Below are 18,346 nucleotides of genomic sequence, written 5' to 3'. Positions count from 1 at the left end.
CCGCCCCGCCACCGCCTCCCGGGGGAGGCCGCACCGGAACCGTCCGGCGCGGTCTCCCCCCGCGCGTGCGCACCGGCAATCCCGTGGCGGAGCACCGGTCGCGGCTGGCTACCCTGGTGGGGTGAGCGATCAGAGCCCCATCACCGCGACCGACGACCTTCCCGAGCAGATGCGCGTCCGGCGCGAGAAGCTGGACCGGCTCCGGGCGGCCGGCGTCGACCCGTACCCGGTCGGTTTCCCCCGGACCAGCACCATCGCCGACCTGCGAGCCAAGCACCCGGACCTCCCGGCGGACACCGCGACCGGCGAGCGGACCGGCATCACCGGCCGGGTGATCCTCTCCCGCACCGGCGGCAAGCTCTGCTTCGCCACCCTGCGCGACGGCTCCGGCGACCTCCAGGTGATGCTCTCCCTGGACAAGCTGGGCGAGGAGCGGCTGGCGGCCTGGAAGTCGGACATCGACCTCGGCGACCAGGTCGGCGTCGAGGGCGAGGTGATCACCTCCCGGCGCGGCGAGCTGTCGGTGATGGTGGACCGCTGGGAGCTCACCGCCAAGTGCCTGCGCCCGCTGCCGGACAAGCACAAGGGCCTGACCGACCCGGAGGCCCGGGTCCGCCAGCGGTACGTCGACCTGATCGTCAACCCCGAGGCCCGCGAGATCCTGCACCTGCGGTCCAAGGTGGTCCGCTCGATCCGCCGCACCTACGAGGAGCGCGGCTACATCGAGGTCGAGACCCCGATGCTGCAGCCGGTGCACGGCGGCGCCAACGCGCGTCCGTTCAAGACGCACATCAACGCGTACGACATCGACCTCTACATGCGGATCGCCCCCGAGCTGTACCTCAAGCGGCTGGTGGTCGGCGGCGCGGAGAAGGTCTTCGAGATCAACCGCAACTTCCGCAACGAGGGCGCGGACTCCACCCACAACCCCGAGTTCACCTCGCTGGAGTCGTACGAGGCCTACGGCGACTACGACACCCAGGCCGAGCTGATCCGGGCCACCATCATCAACGCCGCCCGGGACGCGCTGGGCACCACGGTGATCAAGGGCGTCGACCCGCACGGCGTGGAGCACGAGATCGACCTGGCCGAGCCGTGGGAGGAGATCGGCGTCTACCCGGGCATCTCCGCCCGCCTGGGGACCGAGGTCACCCCGGAGACCGGGGTCGAGGAGCTGCGCGCGCTGGCGGCCGGGCACGGCATCCCCTTCGAGAAGGAGTGGGGCCACGGCCAGATCGTGCTGGAGATGGTCGAGCGCCTGCTGGAGGAGAACGCCGTCCGGCCGACCTTCATCAGGGACTACCCGACCGAGGTCTCCCCGCTGACCCGCCGGCACCGCTCGGTGCCGGGCGTGGCCGAGAAGTGGGACCTGGTGATCTTCGGCACCGAGATCGGCACCGCCTACTCCGAGCTGATCGACCCGGTCGAGCAGCGCGCCCGCCTCACCGCGCAGTCCCTGCTCGCGGCCGGCGGCGACGTCGAGGCGATGCAGATCGACGAGGACTTCCTGCGGGCCCTGGAGTACGCGATGCCGCCCACCGGCGGCCTCGGGCTCGGGGTGGACCGCCTGATCATGCTGCTCACCGGCAAGAACATCCGGGAGACGGTGCTCTTCCCGCTGGTGAAGCCGGAGCCCAAGGCGTCCGCCGGTGCGGCGGAGAAGACCGAGGAGGAGTGACCTGATGGACTACGTCAGCGCGATCGTCCCGCCGCTGGTCATGGCGATCGGTTTCGGGTTCCTGGTGCGGGCCATCATCCGCAGCCAGGGCGGAGCCCAGAAGACCAAGGAGGACCTGGCCGACTGAGCGCCGGCCGCCCTCCGGCCCCCGGAGCACCCCGCGCCGCCATTCCCGGATTCCGGGGGTGGCGGCGCGCCGGTTTGGCGGCACTTCACGAGATTTGCCCCATTCACTCCCTATCCTGGCCGGACTATGGTCCGGCAACTCGGCGAACTTGAGAACGCCATCATGACCCGGGTGTGGCGGTGGAACCGACCGGTCACGGTTCGCGAGGTTCTCCTGGATCTGCGGTCGGAACGCGATATCGCGTACACCACGGTGATGACCGTCCTGGACAAGCTGCACAGAAAGGGCTGGCTCCGCCGCGAGCGCGCGGGCCGGGCCTATCGATATGAGCCGGTCTCCTCGCGCGAGGCGTACACCGCGGCCCTGATGAACGACGCGTGGGCCACGAGCGACAATCCCGCCGCGGCACTGGTGCACTTCTTCGGCCTGATGTCACCGGAGCAACGGGAGGCACTCCGGGACGCCTTGCGGGTGACCGCTCTGTTCCCGCCCGATCCGGTCGCCGGGGATTCACCGCGGGCCGGGACCGCGAGCGGACCGGATACCGGCGGGACCCGGCCCGGGCCGGCACGATAACGTCCCGGCATGGAGGTCACCATCCGCCGGGCGCGGACCACGGACGTGCGGGCCGTACGCGGGCTCATCGACGCCTACTCGCGCGACGGGATTCTGCTCGACAAGCCCACCGTCACACTGTTCGAATCGGTGCAGGAGTTCTGGGTCGCGGAACGCGACGACGACGGCACGGTGGTCGCGTGCGGCGCGCTGCACGTCATGTGGGAGGACCTCGCCGAGGTCCGCACCCTCGCGGTCGATCCGTCCTGCCGCGGCCACGGCGTCGGACACCTGCTGCTGGACAAGCTGCTGCAGACCGCCCGCTGGCTCGGCGTCCGTCGGATTTTCTGCTTGACGTTCGAGGTCGCCTTCTTCGCGAAACACGGTTTCGTGGAGATCGGGGAGCTCCAGGAAACCGATGATGGTACGACAGACCCGGCGGCGATCGCTACGGATGTCTATGAAGAACTTCTCCGCTCGTACGATGAAGGTGTCGCCGAGTTCCTCGACCTGGAGCGGGTGAAGCCCAACACACTGGGCAACTCGCGCATGCTGCTGCACCTGTGAGCCGCCCCCGGGACGGTCAGGGGTTTGTGTTTTCCGGGAAAAGGCGCTTTCCTTTCCTTAGGCAATCGGTCGTTTAGCAGAAAGGGAAGCCCGTGGCACAGAGGGTGCAGGTCATTCTTGAAGACGATCTCGACGGCGGGTCGGCGGACGAGACGGTCACGTTCGCGCTCGACGGCGTTGCCTACGAGATCGATCTGAAGAGCGCCAACGCGGACAAGCTCCGCGACCTGCTGGCGCCGTACGTCGACAAGGGCCGCAAGCAGAGCGGCCGGCTCGCCGGCGCCCGCCGTGCGGGCCGAGGCACCGCCCCGCGTCCGTCCGGCAGCGTGCCGGACACCGCCAAGATCCGCGCGTGGGCCAAGGAGCAGGGCCTGGAGGTCAACGACCGCGGCCGCGTGCCCAGCAACGTGCGCGAGGCCTACGAGAAGGCCAACGCGTCCTGAACCGGGCGACGCACGGCCGCCCGGACGGGTGCGGGGTTCCGGGCGCCGCGTGAGGCGTCCACGGCACACGCGCGGGGCGCGGAGGGATCTCCTCCGCGCCCCGCGGCGCACGCCCGGCCGGAGCCGCCCTCCCGGCCCCGGAGCGGGCCCCGCTGCCCCTTCGGGCACCGGACCGGCCCTCCGGTCCGGACGGCGGAACGGTCGCGTCCTGTGCAACGCTGTAGGAGCGGAGCGGGGACGCGGACGGCGCCGGACGGCACCGGCCGCCCCGCCGCGGCTGACCGACCGTCAGTGGCGGCACGACTTCTCGCCGGGCGAACACCGCCACCGCGGAAACTGCGCGAGAACCACCCCGATACCGGGTATGAATGCAGGGGGACGGGGTCCCGTGACTCCGCCCGGGGCAGTAGGCGTGACCGGTCGGACGCCCACCGGCAGCGTCGCGGCGGAGGTTGTTCGCCGATGGCGTAGCGGTATCCGGTGCATCCGGCCCGTGTGCGGGAACACCGTCTCCCAGCATCGGGTTGGGATTGGTGTCGGCTGGTCGCGCAGCATCTCGCTCCCCTCACAGGGAGCGAATCCGTGGGCCGCGCCGCTGAGCGGGACTAGCATGCGGAAGGACAGGGCGGGGACGGACCCCGAACTGCCCGACCGCTCTGAGGAGCGATAAACGATGTTCGAGAGGTTCACCGACCGCGCGCGGCGGGTTGTCGTCCTGGCTCAGGAAGAAGCCCGGATGCTCAACCACAACTACATCGGCACCGAGCACATCCTCCTGGGTCTGATCCACGAGGGTGAGGGTGTCGCCGCTAAGGCCCTGGAGAGCCTCGGGATTTCTCTTGAGGCCGTTCGCCAGCAGGTCGAGGAGATCATCGGCCAGGGCCAGCAGGCCCCGTCCGGCCACATCCCCTTCACCCCCCGGGCGAAGAAGGTCCTGGAGCTGTCGCTCCGGGAGGCCCTGCAGCTCGGCCACAACTACATCGGCACCGAGCACATCCTGCTCGGCCTGATCCGCGAGGGCGAGGGCGTCGCCGCCCAGGTCCTGGTGAAGCTGGGCGCCGACCTCAACCGGGTCCGCCAGCAGGTCATCCAGCTGCTCTCCGGCTACCAGACCCCCGGTGGCAAGGAGTCGGCCACGGCCGGCGGCCCCGCCGAGGGCACCCCGTCGACCTCGCTGGTCCTCGACCAGTTCGGCCGCAACCTCACCCAGGCCGCCCGCGAGGCCAAGCTCGACCCGGTGATCGGGCGCGAGAAGGAGATCGAGCGGGTCATGCAGGTGCTGTCCCGCCGCACCAAGAACAACCCGGTGCTGATCGGCGAGCCCGGCGTCGGCAAGACCGCCGTCGTCGAGGGCCTGGCCCAGGCGATCGTCAAGGGCGAGGTCCCGGAGACGCTCAAGGACAAGCAGCTCTACACGCTGGACCTGGGCGCCCTGGTGGCCGGCTCCCGCTACCGCGGTGACTTCGAGGAGCGCCTGAAGAAGGTCCTCAAGGAGATCCGCACCCGCGGCGACATCATCCTGTTCATCGACGAGCTGCACACCCTGGTCGGCGCGGGCGCCGCCGAGGGCGCCATCGACGCCGCCTCGATCCTCAAGCCGATGCTGGCCCGCGGCGAGCTGCAGACCATCGGTGCGACCACGCTCGACGAGTACCGCAAGCACCTGGAGAAGGACGCCGCGCTGGAGCGCCGCTTCCAGCCGATCCAGGTGGCCGAGCCGTCGCTGCCGCACACCATCGAGATCCTCAAGGGTCTGCGCGACCGCTACGAGGCCCACCACCGGGTCTCCATCACGGACGCCGCCCTGGTCGCCGCCGCCACCCTGGCCGACCGGTACATCTCGGACCGCTTCCTGCCGGACAAGGCCATCGACCTGATCGACGAGGCCGGCTCCCGGATGCGCATCCGCCGGATGACCGCGCCGCCGGACCTGCGCGAGTTCGACGAGAAGATCGCCGACGTGCGCCGCGAGAAGGAGAGCGCGATCGACGCGCAGGACTTCGAGAAGGCCGCGTCCCTGCGCGACGACGAGAAGCAGCTCCTGCAGGCCAAGGCCAAGCGCGAGAAGGAGTGGAAGGCCGGCGACATGGATGTCGTCGCGGAGGTCGACGAGGAGCTCATCGCCGAGGTCCTGGCCACCGCCACCGGCATCCCGGTCTTCAAGCTGACCGAGGAGGAGACCTCCCGGCTGCTGCGCATGGAGGACGAGCTGCACAAGCGCGTCATCGGCCAGAAGGACGCCATCAAGGCGCTCTCCCAGGCCATCCGGCGCACCCGTGCGGGCCTCAAGGACCCGAAGCGCCCCGGCGGCTCGTTCATCTTCGCCGGCCCGTCCGGCGTGGGTAAGACCGAGCTGTCCAAGACGCTCGCCGAGTTCCTCTTCGGCGACGAGGACGCGCTGATCGCGCTGGACATGTCGGAGTTCTCCGAGAAGCACACCGTCTCCCGGCTCTTCGGCTCGCCCCCCGGCTACGTGGGCTACGAGGAGGGCGGCCAGCTCACCGAGAAGGTGCGCCGCAAGCCGTTCTCCGTCGTCCTCTTCGACGAGGTGGAGAAGGCCCACCCGGACATCTTCAACTCGCTGCTGCAGATCCTGGAGGACGGTCGCCTGACCGACTCCCAGGGCCGCGTGGTCGACTTCAAGAACACCGTCATCATCATGACGACCAACCTCGGCACCCGGGACATCTCCAAGGGCTTCAACCTGGGCTTCGCGGCCCAGGGCGACAGCCAGACCGGCTACGAGCGGATGAAGGCGAAGGTCGGCGAGGAGCTCAAGCAGCACTTCCGCCCCGAGTTCCTGAACCGTGTCGACGACATCGTCGTCTTCCACCAGCTGTCCGAGGAAGACATCATCCAGATCGTCGACCTCATGATCGACAAGGTGGACGAGCGGCTCAAGGACAAGGACATGGGCCTGGAGCTCAGCGTCGAGGCCAAGAAGCTGCTGGCCAAGCGCGGCTACGACCCGATCCTGGGCGCCCGCCCGCTGCGCCGGACCATCCAGCGCGAGATCGAGGACCACCTCTCCGAGAAGATCCTCTTCGGCGAGCTGCGGGCCGGCCACATCGTGGTCGTCGGTGTCGAGGGCGAGGGCAAGGAGGCCAAGTTCACCTTCCGCGGTGAGGAGAAGTCCGCGGTCGCGGACACCCCGGCCGCCGTCGCCTCGCCGGGTCCGGACCTGACGAAGTAGCAACATTTAACAGATAACAGCAAACGGTTTGGGCCCCCGGCGTTCGCGCCGGGGGCCCGAGCCGTTTTCCGAACGGGTGCCGAAGCTGTGACCAGGCCCACGAAGGAGCAGGTCGGGGGCCGAATGGGGGGCTGGTGCGAGTGCGATCGATGCGCCTCTCGTCTTTAATGGCAGTGACGTTGACAGTGCGTCAGCTGATGCGCGGTCGCGGAGGATAGCGCTGTGGCCATGTCACGGTCAAGGTCTATCTTTTCCGTCCACGCTTGGATCAAATGACGTCCACCTGTCTTTCATTGGTTTACCGGAAGGCCAAGAGCCGGACCGGTTTGGGGAGGACGTCACAACGTTGAAGATGACCAGGAAAGCCGCGTCGGCCGCCTCGGCCGTTGCGGTCATAGCCGCGCTCGGCGCGGGTCTGCTGCCGGGGACGGCCGTCGCCGCCGGCTCCGCCCCCGCTCCGACGGACCCGGCCGAAGCCGTCCTGACCAGCACTGAGCACAACCTGCCGGGCCCGCTGACCGAGAAGGTCGAGGCCGAGTCGAAGGCCGCCACCGAGCAGCTGCTCGCCGGCACCGCCAAGATCGAGCAGCACGGCGGCGGCTCCAGCGTGAAGCTGGGCAAGAACAAGTACGTCGAGCTCGCCCGTGAGCGCACGGACAAGATCTTCACCATCCTGGTGGAGTTCGGCGACGAGGTCGACAACACCACGAAGACGCCGGACGGCAAGATCAAGTACGGCGGCACCCCCGGTCCGCAGCGGAACCAGATCGAGAAGCCGGACGCCGCGACCAACAACTCCACCCTCTGGCAGGCTGACTACAACCAGCAGCACTACCAGGACCTGTACTTCAACAAGACCCAGGACTCGCTGAAGACCTACTACGAGAAGCAGTCCTCGGGCCGCTACTCGGTGGACGGTCAGGTCACCGACTGGGTGAAGGTCAAGTACAACGAGGCCCGTTACGGCTCGGACTACTGCGGCCAGCACGTCTGCGCCAACGCGCAGGACCTGATCCGCGACGCGATCGACACCTGGGTCGCCGACCAGAAGGCCAAGGGCCAGTCGGACGAGCAGATCAAGGCCACCATCGCGCAGTACGACCAGTGGGACCGGTACGACTTCAACCAGAACGGCAACTTCAACGAGCCGGACGGTTACATCGACCACTTCCAGATCGTGCACGCCGGTGAGGACCAGTCGGCGGGCGGCGGCAAGCAGGGTACTGACGCCCTGTGGGCCCACCGCTCGTACGTCTACGGCACCGGCGCGGGCAGCACCGGTCCGGCCGGCAACAAGCTGGGCGGCACCCCGGTCGGCGGCACCGGCGTCTGGGTCGGCGACTACACCATGCAGCCGGAGAACGGCGGCCTGGGCGTCTTCGCCCACGAGTACGGCCACGACCTCGGTCTGCCGGACCTCTACGACACCTCCGGCAGCGGCATCGACAACTCGGTCGGCTTCTGGTCGCTGATGTCGTCCGGTTCCTGGCTCGGCGAGGGCAAGAACTCGATCGGCGACATGCCGAACGACCTCGACGCGTGGAGCAAGCTCAAGCTCGGCTGGCTGAAGTTCGACAAGGCCAAGGCCGGCACCGAGTCGACCCACCACATCGGCCCGGCGGAGTACAACAGCAACCTCCCGCAGGCGCTCGTCGTCGACCTGCCGAAGAAGGCCGTCACCACCACCATCAACAAGCCCTACGCGGGCGCCAACGAGTGGTGGAGCGGCAGCGCGGACGACCTGAACGTCTCGCTGACCCGTGACGTCGACCTGACCGGCAAGACCAAGGCCACCCTGTCGGCCAAGGCCTGGTACGACATCGAGCAGGACTTCGACTACGGCTACGCCGAGGTCTCCACCGACGGCGGCAGCAACTGGTCCGCCCTCGCGGGCACCTTCAACGGTGTCGCGCTGCCGAAGGACCCCTCCGGCAACGCCTCGCTGACCGGCAACTCGGGCGGCAACTGGGGCGACCTGGTCCTCCCGCTGGACGCCTACGCCGGCAAGGCCGTCAAGGTCCGCTTCCGCTACGTCACCGACGGTGGCCTGCACCTCAAGGGCCTGGCCCTGGACGACCTGGCCGTCACCGCCGACGGCGCCACCGTCTTCACCGACGGTGCCGAGAACGGCGACAACGGCTGGACCGCCAAGGGCTTCACCCGTAGCACCGGCAGCTTCACGAACGACTACAACCAGTACTACATCGCGGAGAACCGCCAGTACGTCTCGTACGACCGCACCCTCAAGGTCGGCCCGTACAACTTCGGCTTCGCCGACAAGCCGCTCTGGGTCGAGCACTACCCGTACCAGCCCGGTCTGCTGATCTGGTACTGGGACGAGTCGCAGAGCGACAACAACGTCACCAACCACCCGGGCCAGGGCCTGCTCCTGCCGGTCGACTCGCACCCGAACCCGCTGAAGTGGAAGGACGGCACGCTGATGCGCCCGCGCATCAACGGCTACGACTCCACCTTCGGCTCGCGCAAGACGGACAGCCTGACCCTGCACCGCGCCGGTGTCGAGACGGTCGTCCCGAAGGCCAAGGGCGTCGACGAGTTCTCCGACCTGAAGTCGTACTGGTCGAAGGACAACCCGTACAGCAGCGTCATCGTCCCGAAGACGGGCACCAGCATCGAGGTCGAGAACGAGTCCTCGAACTACCTGGAGACCTGGATCCGCGTCCGCCCGGTCGACAACTGATCGAACCGAGCTCTGACGCCCGGTCCGTGACCAGGCACCGCTGAGCCGATCCGGCCCGCTCCCGCACCTGCGGGGGTGGGCCGGATTCTTTTGTCTTTGGGAGGTTTCGGCCCGTTTCGGGGTGACTCAAACCCGGGCTCCGGGTGGTGCTGCTCACAGGCCGCGACAGGGGTACGAGGAGCGGTAGTAGACCGGCCGGGCGATCGCTTCCGGCCTCCGTCCCATGAGCGGACGATCCGATCACATGATCGTTACTCCGTCGGTTTGAATCTCCGGCGCGATGCTGACTACACGCCGTAGTAGGTCACACCGTTTGGGGCTCCGCTCGGTGACGGTTACACCTGAGTGGTCCCCCGCTCAGCACGCCCGAACGGGCTCAGCGTGCTGCCCCCGTACGTTCGTGAGGTCGAGCTCCATGCCACCTGTCCCGCCCCTGGGCCCGGCCCTGTGCCGGCTCGCCGACGCCTTTCTCCGGCAGACCGGCCGCAACCACTCCACCACCGCCGCCGCGGCCGGAGCGGCCGTCCTGACCGGCGCCCTGCTCCTCGCCTCCACCGGCAGCGCCTCGGCGCAGACGATCGCCCCGACCACCCCCGGCAGCTCGGCGTTCACCGCGCCGCACGGTGCGGCACCCGCCTCGGCGCTGGTCCAGGTGGCCGGGCCGAGCCCGTACACGCTGCCCTCCGAGCAGCTGTCGGCCCAGGAGTCCGTGGCGATCGCCGCCAACCTGTTCACCGAGCAGGCGGCCGCGGCGGCCGTGTCCGCGGACCAGGCGGCGGCGCCCGCCGCCGAGCCCGCCCCGGAGCCCGCAGCGGCTCCCGAACCGGCCCCCGAACCCGCTCCGGCCCCGGCGCCCGCGCCCGCCCCCGCACCGGCCCCCGCCCCCGCGTGGTCCGCGCCGGTGCCGGGCGCGCCCACCAGCAACCCGTACGGCGTGCGCAACCCGCACTACGCGGCCGGGTACCACACCGGCGTGGACTTCGCGATCCCCACCGGCACCCCGCTGCTCGCGGTCGGCAACGCCACCGTGGTGTCGGCCGGCTGGGCCGGCGCGTACGGCAAGGAGGTCGTGCTGCGGCTGCCGGACGGCCGGTTCGCCCAGTACGCGCACATGTCGACGCTCTCGGTGTCGGCGGGTCAGAAGGTCGCGGCCGGGCAGCAGATCGGCCGCTCCGGCACCACCGGCAACTCGACCGGGCCGCACCTGCACTTCGAGATCCGCTCCGCCAACCAGTACGGCGCCGTGATCAACCCGGTCTCCTACCTCGCCGCCCGTGGGGTCAGCAACTTCTGACCCCACCGCCGGGCTCCGCGCCGGATCCCGGCGCCGAGCCCGGGCACGGGCCGCTCAGTCCGTCGGCGCGGGCCTGCCGATCAGCCGGCAGATCTCCAGCGCGACGTGCTGGGCGGCCTCGACCGCCTCGTCCCGGGTGACCGCCGCGGCCGGCGTCCCGCTGATGAACCGGTTCGCCTCGGCGCACTTGTCCTGGTCCAGCAGGAAGAGCGCCGAGTTGATGGTGAACAGGGACATCGCCGCGCGCAGCCGGTCCTCGAAACTCGCCCCCGGCCCGTGCAGCAGCCGGACCAGCGAGATCATCCGGTCCCGGAACTCCTTCCCGGCCGGCAGGTCGCGCAGGGCGGGCTGGTTGTCCTGGAAGAAGCGCAGCAGCACCGCCCGCTCGGACATCCCGGCCGCGAACCGGCGGATCAGCTCGTCCCTCACCTCGGGCGTCCAGGCCTGCGAACGTCCCCAGACGATCACCTCGTCGATCGGCGCCGCCGTGGTCTCCACGATGCCGAGGACGATGTCCTCCTTGGTCTTGAAGTGGTAGTACAGCGCGGCCTTGGTGACACCCAGCCGGTCGGCGATCTCCCGCAGCGAGGTCCGCTCGTAGCCCTGCTCCGAGAAGAGCTCCAGGGCGATCGCGACGATGCGCGCCCGGGTGTCGCTACGGGGGCTGTGCGTGGTGCTCATCGCCTGCCTCTGCCTGCCTCGTGATCGGTCCGCGGCGGCCGGCGGCCACCGCACGGCGCTGTCGGCCGACACCGTGTTCGACGTCCGTACCCGCGCCCATTGTTCCTGCCCGGGGGACCGGCCGAAAAACTGGCTTGACGACCGGCTAGTGCACAACCTACCGTGCCGACGGTCCACAAACTAGCCGGGCGACAAGTAAGGGGTGCGCCGCCACAGGCCGCACCGGTCGCCCGACGTCCTGTCCCGGGAGACACCACCCATGTCACACCCCAAGGCCGACACCGGCGCCCCCGAGAAGAAACCCGCCGAAGAGGAACAGCCCCGCTCGGTGCGGGAGATCCGCCTCGTCATGGTCGGCCTGGTGATCACCATGCTGCTGGCCATGCTCGACGGCCTCATCGTCGGCACCGCGATGCCGACCATCGTCGGCGAGCTCGGCGGTGCCGAGCACCTGGCGTGGGTGGTCACCTCCTACACCCTCGCCACCGCAGCCTCCACCCCGATCTGGGGCAAGCTCGGCGACCTCTACGGCCGCAAGGGCACCTTCCTCACCTCGATCGTGATCTTCCTGGTGGGCTCCGCGCTCTCGGGCCTCTCCCAGGACATGACGGAGCTCATCGGCTTCCGCGCCCTCCAGGGCCTGGGCGCCGGCGGTCTGATGGTCGGCGTGATGTCGATCATGGGCGCGCTCGTCCCGCCGCGCGACCGCGGCAAGTACCAGGGCATGTTCGCCGCGGTGATGGCCCTCGCCACCATCGGCGGCCCGCTGGTCGGCGGCTTCATCACCGACCACCTGAACTGGCGCTGGACCTTCTACATCAACCTGCCGCTCGGCGCCCTGGCGCTCGCCGTGGTCGTCGTCACGCTGAAGCTGCCGAAGGTCCGCAGCAAGGCCAGGATCGACTACCTGGGCGCGCTGCTGCTCACCACCGGCATCACCTCGCTGACCCTCATCACCACCTGGGGCGGCCAGGAGTACGCCTGGGGCTCCAAGCAGATCCTCGGCCTGACCGCGCTCGCCGCGGCGACCCTGATCGGCTTCTGCTACGTCGAGCAGCGGGTCGAGGAGCCGATGCTGCCGCTGTCGCTGTTCCGCAACCTCAACTTCACGCTGGTCTCGGTCATCGGCTTCGTGGTCGGCTTCATCATGTTCGGCTCGACCGTCTTCCTGCCGCTGTACCAGCAGACCGTGCAGGGCGCCTCGGCGACCAACTCCGGGCTGCTGCTGATGCCGATGATGTTCGGCATGCTGGTGATCTCGCTGGTGGTCGGCCAGGCCGTGACCAAGACCGGCAAGTACCGGATCTACCCGATCATCGGCACCGTCGTGATGGCGGCGGGCATGGTCCTGCTCTCCACCCTGTCGACCGACACCTCGGGGTTCGTGTCGGCCTGCTGGATGGTGGTGCTCGGGGCCGGCATGGGCTTCCTGATGCAGATCACCATGCTGGTGGCGCAGAACAGCGTCGAGCTCAAGGACATGGGCGTGGCCAGCTCCACCGCCACCCTGTTCCGCACCATCGGCGGCTCGTTCGGCGTGGCGCTGTTCGGCGCGCTGTTCAACAGCCGGGTCACCGAGACCATGAACGAGCGGCTCGGTTCGGCCGCCGGGGCGGGCGGTGCGCAGGGCGGCGACCCGGCGCAGCTGAGCCCGGCCGCGCTCAAGGCGCTGCCGGAGCCGGTCCAGGACGCCTACCACCACGCGGTGGCCAACGGCATGCACACCGTCTTCCTGTGGGGTGCCGCCGTCGCGGTGATCGCGGTCGCCGCCGCCGTCTTCATGCGCGAGGTGCCGCTGCGCGGGGCCGGCGAGCCGCCGGCCGGTGCCGAGGGCGGCGAGGGCCGGAAGGGCTCCGCCACCGACACCGTCGAGGCCGTCGCGATCTGACGGCCGGGGCCACGGCCCCCGCGGTCCACCGGGCCCCGTTCGCCGTACCGGCGGGCGGGGCCCGTCGCGGTCCCCCGGGGCCTCTCCTTCGGATCACACCGGGCGGTCGACGTGATCCGGGTAGGGAGGCCCTAGCGGGGCAGCCGGTAGACGCCCTGCTCGACCGGTTCGACCAGGCCGTCGGCGACCAGGCCGTCCAGCGCGCGGGCCCGCTGCACGGCGTCCGGCCAGACCGCGTCGAGCCGGGCCTGCGGCACCTCGCCGAGCGCGTCGCGCAGCACCGCGAGCAGCTTGCCGCGCACCTGGCGGTCGGTGCCCTCGTACGACTGACCGCGCCGGGCCGGGCCCTCGTAGGGCGGGCGGCCGGCCCGCTGCCAGGCGCAGGAGGTGAACAGCGGGCAGTCGCCGCACTCCGGGCCCCGGGCGGTGCAGACCAGCGCGCCGAGCTCCATCACCGCGACCGCCCAGGTGGCGGCCGTCCCGGCGGCGTCGGGCAGCAGCGCGGTAGCCGTCCGCCGTTCGGCCGCGGTGGTGGCCTGCGCCGGGTACTCGACGCCGGTCACCGCGCGGGCGAACACCCGGCGGACGTTGGTGTCGAGCACCACGTGCCGCTGGCGGAAGGCGAAGGAGGCCACCGCAGCCGCCGTGTACTCGCCGACGCCGGGCAGCGAGAGCAGGGTCGCGTGGTCCTCCGGGACCTCGCCGTCGTGCTGCTCGGTGATCGCCACCGCGGCCCCGTGCAGGCGCAGCGCCCGGCGCGGGTAGCCCAGCCGGCCCCACATCCGGACGGCCTCGCCGGGGGCCTCCGCGGCCAGGTCGGCGGGGGTCGGCCAGCGCTCCATCCAGGTCTCCCAGACGGGCAGCACGCGCTTCACCGGGGTCTGCTGGAGCATGAACTCGCTGACCATCACGGCCCAGGGCGTGGCGTCCGGGGTGCGCCAGGGGAGGTCGCGGGCGTTGGCCTCGTACCAGTCGAGCACGGTCGCGTGCAGGACGGGCAGCGGCAGCGCGAGCTTCGGCGCCCCGGTGGGCTTCGGCGTCCCGGCCGGGGTCGCGGGGGCGGGGACGGCGGGGGTGACGGTGTTGGCAGCCATGGCCCCTCGATCCTCCCATGCCGGACCCGGGAGCCGAAGTGGATCACGATGGTCCGCTTGGCTGCGCAAAACACCCCATTCAGCCTCCCCCGAACGGCGCAAATGGCGGATCATGTGAAGGAAGGGGTGACTGTGCGGTGTTGGTGCGTCAAGGGGCACACACTGTCTCGTAGAGTTTGGGCGTGCCCTCTCTGCGTCAACCCGTAGGACCGCTGCCGGCCTCGATCTACTGGCGACGGCGCATCGTCGTGCTCATCGCCGTCGTCGCGGTCGTCGCCCTCGTCGCCTGGATGATGACCGATCAGGGCGGCGGTGACGACGGCGCGAAGGACAAGGCCGCGAAGGCCGCGCCGACCCAGTCCCAGAACCAGACACCCGCCCAGGCGATCACGCCCGGCGCCTCGCCGACGGGGCCGGCCAACAACTCCCGCCCCGGCAGCGGCAGTGGCGGCGGCTCGTCCGGCGGTGCGGTGGGCGGCTCCGGCGGGGGTGACGTCAGCGTGAGCACCGGCGGCACGACCGGCGGCGCCAACCCGGCACCGGCCACCGGCGGAGCGGCGGCGGGCGGCGGAGCGTCCGGCGGCACCGGCGGTGGTGCGAGCGGTGGCGCCCCGGGCGGCAGCGGTGGCGGTACCGGCGGTGGCGGCGCGGCCGGCCCTCCCCCGGTCAACACCGCCGAGATCATGGCCCTGCCGGTCTGCGCCTCCTCGCAGGTGTCGCTCAACCTGACCGGCGCCCAGAACGCCTACCAGCCCAAGGACAAGCCCAAGCTGGCGCTGACCATCAACAACTCCTCCGGCACCAACTGCCGGGTGGACCTGGGCCGGACCGCCTCGGCGATCACCGTCACCGCCAGCAACGGCGAGCGCATCTGGTCCTCCGGCGACTGCCCCGCCGACAAGGGCAACCAGTGGGTGCAGCTCCCGGCCAACGGCGGGCTGACCGAGACCTTCACCTGGGAGCGGGTCCGCAGCAAGCCGCAGTGCGCCACCGCCGACCCGGCGCCCGCCCCGGCCGGCAACTACCTGGTGGTCGCCGACCTCGCCGGCCTCTCCGGCGGCCAGGCCTCAGCCCGTTCCTCCATCCGCCTGGAGAACTGACCCGGGGTCACCGCACGGAGGAGCCCGGACCGCTCAGGCGGTCCGGGCTCCGGTGTCCGTGGGCTTCGCGGTGGCTGCGGGCCTTCCTGCGCCCCGCGGAGGGAGAGGGGCCGCGGGAGAGAGCGGGGCCGGGGGCCGGCTCAGACGTAGCGCTCCAGGATGGACGATTCGGCAAGGCGGGACAGGCCCTCGCGGACCGAGCGGGCCCGGGTCTCGCCGACGCCCTCGACCGTCTGCAGGTCGTCGATGCTCGCGGCCAGCAGCTTCTGCAGTCCGCCGAAGTGCTCCACCAGGCGCTCTATCACGGTGTTGGGCAGCCGCGGGATCTTGGCCAGCAGCCGGTAGCCGCGCGGCGACACCGCCGAGTCCAGCGACTCCGGGGAACCCGAGTACCCGAGCGCCTTGGCCACCGTCTGCAGGTCGAGCAGCTCGGCGTGGGTCAGCGCCTCAAGGTCGGCCAGCACCTCGTTGACGGTCCGGCCCTTCTTGGCGGCGCGCTCCGGGAAGTAGTCCCGGGCGACCAGCTCGCGCTCCGGCTCCACGCCCGCGATCAGCTCGTCCAGCTGGAGCGAGAGCAGCCGGCCGTCGATGCCGAGCTCCAGCACGTAGCCGGCGATCTCGGTGGCGATCAGCCGGACCATCTCCAGCCGCTGGGCGACGGCGGTGACGTCCCGGACCGTCACCAGGTCCTCGATCTCCAGCGCGGAGAGGGTGCCCGCCACCTCGTCCAGGCGCAGCTTGTAGCGCTCCAGGGTGGCCAGCGCCTGGTTGGCGCGGGACAGCACGGTGGTGGAGTCCTCCAGCACCCGGCGGGTCCCGTTGACGTACATGGCGATCAGCCGCATCGAGTGCGAGACCGCCACCACCGGGAAACCGGTCTGCCGGTTGACCCGCTCCGCGGTGCGGTGGCGGGTGCCGGTCTCGTCGGTCGGGATGGTGGAGTCCGGCATCAGGTGGACGCCGGCCCGGACGATCTTGGTGATGTCCTTGTCCAGCACCACGGCGCCGTCGAGCTTGCACAGCTCGCGCAGCCGCGTCGCGGTGAACTCGACGTCGAGCACGAAGCCGCCGGTACAGATGGACTCGACGGTCTTGTCGAAGCCGAGCACGATCAGGCCGCCGGTGTTGGCCCGGAGCACCCGCTCCAGGCCGTCACGCAGTGCGGTGCCGGGGGCGATGGCGGTGAGGGAGGCCCGCAGCAGGGCCTCCTCGCGGGAGGACTTGTCCGCCCGGTCGCTGGCTGCCACGTGACTCCTCCGGTCGACCCCGTACCGCGCGCCTCGCACGGGCGCCGGCCTACGGTCTGTTGCTCTGTCGCTTAGTACTGCCTTATCACCAATGAGACAGGGGAAAGTCTAACTGCGTGCGGCAACGACAGGGCTTGGGTCAGCGCAGTTCGTCGGAGTCGAGCGGCTCCCAGCCCTCCATGAGCTCCTCCGGGTGCGCCACCGGCCGGGGTGCGCGGGGCGCCGGCGGGGCCGACGGGGCCTCACTCCTCGGCTTCGCGGCGGCCCGGCGGCGGCCCGGGATCGCCCGCAGCGCCTCGCCGATGTCCGCCACCTCGACCACCTTCATGCCCGACGGGACCTTGCCCGGGTCCGGCGGGACGAGGGCGTGGGTGAAGCCCAGCCGGTGGGCCTCGGCCAGCCGCCGCTGCACGCCCGTCACCCTCCGCACCTCACCGGCCAGACCGACCTCGCCGATCGCGACCAGGTTGCTCGGCAGCGGGGTGTCGGAGGAGGAGCTGGCCACCGCGAGGGCGATCGCGAGGTCCGCCGAGGGCTCGGAGAGCTTCACGCCGCCGACGGTGGCGGTGTAGATGTCCTGCTTGCCGAGCTTCACGCCGCCGTGGCGCTCGACCACGGCCAGGATCATCGCGATCCGGGGCGACTCCAGGCCCGAGGTCGTCCGGCGCGGCGAGGGGATCTGCGAGTCCACCATCAGCGCCTGCACCTCGGCCACCAGGGGCCGCTTGCCCTCCAGGGTCACGGTCAGGCAGGTGCCCGGCACGGGCTTGTCACGCCTGGTCAGGAAGAGGCCGGAGGGGTCGGCGAGGCCCGCGATGCCCTCGTCGTGCAGCTCGAAGCAGCCGACCTCGTCGGTCGCTCCGTACCGGTTCTTGACCCCGCGGATGATGCGGAGGCGGGCGTGCCGGTCCCCCTCGAAGCTCAGCACGACGTCCACCAGGTGCTCCAGCAGCCGGGGACCGGCGATCTGGCCGTCCTTGGTGACGTGACCGACCAGCAGGGTGGCCATGCCGCGGTCCTTGGAGGCCCGGATCAGCGCGTTCGCCACCTCGCGGACCTGGGCCGGACCGCCGGGGGCGCCGTCCAGCTCGGCGGAGGCGATGGTCTGCACCGAGTCCAGGATCAGCAGGCCGGGGCCGACCGCCTCGATGTGGCCGAGGACGGCGCCGAGGTCGGACTCGGCGGCGAGGTAGAGGTGCTCGGAGAGCGCGTTGATCCGGTCGGCCCGCAGCCGGACCTGGCCGGCCGACTCCTCGCCGGTGACGTAGAGGGTGCGGTGCTGGGCGGTGGCGGCCTTGGCGGCGACGTCCAGCAGCAGGGTGGACTTGCCGACGCCCGGCTCGCCCGCCAGCAGCACCACGGCGCCCGGGACCAGACCGCCGCCGAGCACCCGGTCCAGCTCGGGCACGCCGGTGGAGCGGGCCGTCGCGACCTGGCCGTCGACCTGGGCGATCGGGCGGGCGGGCGCGCTGACCGGGCCCGCGGCGGTGGTGCGGATGGGGACCGCGCCGTACTCCTCGACCGTGCCCCAGGCGTTGCACTCCGGGCAGCGGCCGACCCACTTGGGCAGCTGGTTGCCGCACTCGGTGCAGCGGTACGCCGGGCGCGGCTTGGCGGTGGTCTTGGTACGGGCAGCCATGCGGTCACCGTAGCGCCCGGCTGTGACAGCGCGGGGCCGGACTCCCTCCGGGCCCGGTCCACGAATGGGCGATGTTGTTACCCGAAAGAAGTACAACCGGGCGGAACGGCCCGGACGGGGCGGGCGGCCTCTCTACCGT

The 18,346-nt window shown here is 70.8% G+C and carries 14 protein-coding genes; 10 read left to right on the top strand and 4 right to left on the bottom strand.

Annotation, left to right across the window (positions count from 1 at the left end; genetic code table 11):
* The first annotated feature begins 121 nt into the window (after positions 1 to 121).
* The 8 genes from lysX (at position 122) to ACFCX4_RS05095 (ending at position 10,558) form a co-directional block, all read left to right on the top strand.
* Positions 122 to 1,678, top strand: a complete 1,557-nt coding sequence (gene lysX, locus ACFCX4_RS05130) for a bifunctional lysylphosphatidylglycerol synthetase/lysine--tRNA ligase LysX (RefSeq protein WP_376139061.1) — start codon at positions 122 to 124, stop codon at positions 1,676 to 1,678.
* 4 nt (positions 1,679 to 1,682) lie between these two features.
* Positions 1,683 to 1,805 carry a hypothetical protein gene (locus tag ACFCX4_RS05125; RefSeq protein ID WP_376086354.1) on the top strand — a complete coding sequence of 41 codons (123 nt, stop codon included), beginning with the start codon at positions 1,683 to 1,685 and terminating at the stop codon, positions 1,803 to 1,805.
* A 126-nt stretch (positions 1,806 to 1,931) separates the two neighbouring features.
* Positions 1,932 to 2,381 (top strand): BlaI/MecI/CopY family transcriptional regulator, encoded by a 450-nt coding sequence (locus ACFCX4_RS05120; RefSeq protein ID WP_376139060.1) that lies wholly within the window; start codon positions 1,932 to 1,934, stop codon positions 2,379 to 2,381.
* A gap of 9 nt (positions 2,382 to 2,390) precedes the next feature.
* Positions 2,391 to 2,927, top strand: coding sequence for an amino-acid N-acetyltransferase (locus ACFCX4_RS05115; RefSeq protein ID WP_376139059.1), 537 nt, complete (start codon positions 2,391 to 2,393; stop codon positions 2,925 to 2,927).
* A 92-nt stretch (positions 2,928 to 3,019) separates the two neighbouring features.
* Complete coding sequence (locus tag ACFCX4_RS05110) at positions 3,020 to 3,370, top strand: Lsr2 family protein (RefSeq protein WP_376139058.1); 351 nt, start codon at positions 3,020 to 3,022, stop codon at positions 3,368 to 3,370.
* A gap of 673 nt (positions 3,371 to 4,043) precedes the next feature.
* On the top strand, positions 4,044 to 6,563 hold the full coding sequence (locus ACFCX4_RS05105; RefSeq protein WP_376139057.1) for an ATP-dependent Clp protease ATP-binding subunit: 2,520 nt from the start codon (positions 4,044 to 4,046) through the stop codon (positions 6,561 to 6,563).
* 352 nt (positions 6,564 to 6,915) lie between these two features.
* Positions 6,916 to 9,264 carry an immune inhibitor A domain-containing protein gene (locus ACFCX4_RS05100; protein ID WP_376139056.1) on the top strand — a complete coding sequence of 783 codons (2,349 nt, stop codon included), beginning with the start codon at positions 6,916 to 6,918 and terminating at the stop codon, positions 9,262 to 9,264.
* 415 nt (positions 9,265 to 9,679) lie between these two features.
* Positions 9,680 to 10,558 carry a M23 family metallopeptidase gene (locus ACFCX4_RS05095; protein ID WP_376139055.1) on the top strand — a complete coding sequence of 293 codons (879 nt, stop codon included), beginning with the start codon at positions 9,680 to 9,682 and terminating at the stop codon, positions 10,556 to 10,558.
* 54 nt (positions 10,559 to 10,612) lie between these two features.
* On the opposite strand, the gene ACFCX4_RS05090 is transcribed toward ACFCX4_RS05095, so the two are convergent.
* A complete protein-coding gene (locus tag ACFCX4_RS05090) occupies positions 10,613 to 11,239 on the bottom strand; it encodes a TetR/AcrR family transcriptional regulator (RefSeq protein WP_376139054.1) in 627 nt (208 codons plus the stop codon).
* Positions 11,240 to 11,498: 259 nt separating this feature from the next.
* Here ACFCX4_RS05090 and ACFCX4_RS05085 point away from each other — a divergent pair, with 259 nt between their 5' ends.
* Entirely contained in the window at positions 11,499 to 13,127 is a 1,629-nt protein-coding gene (locus tag ACFCX4_RS05085; RefSeq protein ID WP_376139053.1) for an MDR family MFS transporter, read from the top strand.
* 131 nt (positions 13,128 to 13,258) lie between these two features.
* Here the strand turns inward: ACFCX4_RS05085 and ACFCX4_RS05080 are convergent, their stop codons facing one another.
* A complete protein-coding gene (locus ACFCX4_RS05080; protein ID WP_376139052.1) occupies positions 13,259 to 14,221 on the bottom strand; it encodes an A/G-specific adenine glycosylase in 963 nt (320 codons plus the stop codon).
* Positions 14,222 to 14,403: 182 nt separating this feature from the next.
* On the opposite strand from ACFCX4_RS05080, the gene ACFCX4_RS05075 reads away from it, so the two are divergent.
* On the top strand, positions 14,404 to 15,321 hold the full coding sequence (locus tag ACFCX4_RS05075) for a hypothetical protein (protein ID WP_376139051.1): 918 nt from the start codon (positions 14,404 to 14,406) through the stop codon (positions 15,319 to 15,321).
* 140 nt (positions 15,322 to 15,461) lie between these two features.
* Here ACFCX4_RS05075 and disA read toward each other — a convergent pair whose 3' ends face one another.
* Together disA and radA are read right to left on the bottom strand one after the other, a co-directional pair.
* On the bottom strand, positions 15,462 to 16,520 hold the full coding sequence (gene disA / locus ACFCX4_RS05070) for a DNA integrity scanning diadenylate cyclase DisA (protein WP_189916216.1): 1,059 nt from the start codon (positions 16,518 to 16,520) through the stop codon (positions 15,462 to 15,464).
* Positions 16,521 to 16,707: 187 nt separating this feature from the next.
* Positions 16,708 to 18,207, bottom strand: coding sequence for a DNA repair protein RadA (gene radA, locus ACFCX4_RS05065; RefSeq protein ID WP_376139050.1), 1,500 nt, complete (start codon positions 18,205 to 18,207; stop codon positions 16,708 to 16,710).
* Between the last annotated feature and the right edge of the window lie 139 nt (positions 18,208 to 18,346).

This window comes from Kitasatospora sp. NPDC056327, assembly GCF_042261735.1.
Taxonomy (GTDB): domain Bacteria; phylum Actinomycetota; class Actinomycetes; order Streptomycetales; family Streptomycetaceae; genus Kitasatospora.
The sequence above is the reverse complement of the archived record's forward strand: the minus strand, read 5'-3'. Positions and strand labels throughout refer to the sequence as shown.

Excerpts from the sequence above, each read along its gene's own strand:
- ACFCX4_RS05125 (WP_376086354.1), top strand. The coding sequence starts at position 1,683 with ATGGACTACGTCAGCGCGATCGTCCCGCCGCTGGTCATGGCGATCGGT.
- ACFCX4_RS05120 (WP_376139060.1), top strand. The coding sequence starts at position 1,932 with ATGGTCCGGCAACTCGGCGAACTTGAGAACGCCATCATGACCCGGGTG.
- ACFCX4_RS05115 (WP_376139059.1), top strand. The coding sequence starts at position 2,391 with ATGGAGGTCACCATCCGCCGGGCGCGGACCACGGACGTGCGGGCCGTA.
- ACFCX4_RS05105 (WP_376139057.1), top strand. The coding sequence starts at position 4,044 with ATGTTCGAGAGGTTCACCGACCGCGCGCGGCGGGTTGTCGTCCTGGCT.
- ACFCX4_RS05100 (WP_376139056.1), top strand. The coding sequence starts at position 6,916 with ATGACCAGGAAAGCCGCGTCGGCCGCCTCGGCCGTTGCGGTCATAGCC.
- ACFCX4_RS05095 (WP_376139055.1), top strand. The coding sequence starts at position 9,680 with ATGCCACCTGTCCCGCCCCTGGGCCCGGCCCTGTGCCGGCTCGCCGAC.
- ACFCX4_RS05090 (WP_376139054.1), bottom strand. The coding sequence starts at position 11,239 with ATGAGCACCACGCACAGCCCCCGTAGCGACACCCGGGCGCGCATCGTC.
- ACFCX4_RS05085 (WP_376139053.1), top strand. The coding sequence starts at position 11,499 with ATGTCACACCCCAAGGCCGACACCGGCGCCCCCGAGAAGAAACCCGCC.
- ACFCX4_RS05080 (WP_376139052.1), bottom strand. The coding sequence starts at position 14,221 with ATGGCTGCCAACACCGTCACCCCCGCCGTCCCCGCCCCCGCGACCCCG.
- radA (WP_376139050.1), bottom strand. The coding sequence starts at position 18,207 with ATGGCTGCCCGTACCAAGACCACCGCCAAGCCGCGCCCGGCGTACCGC.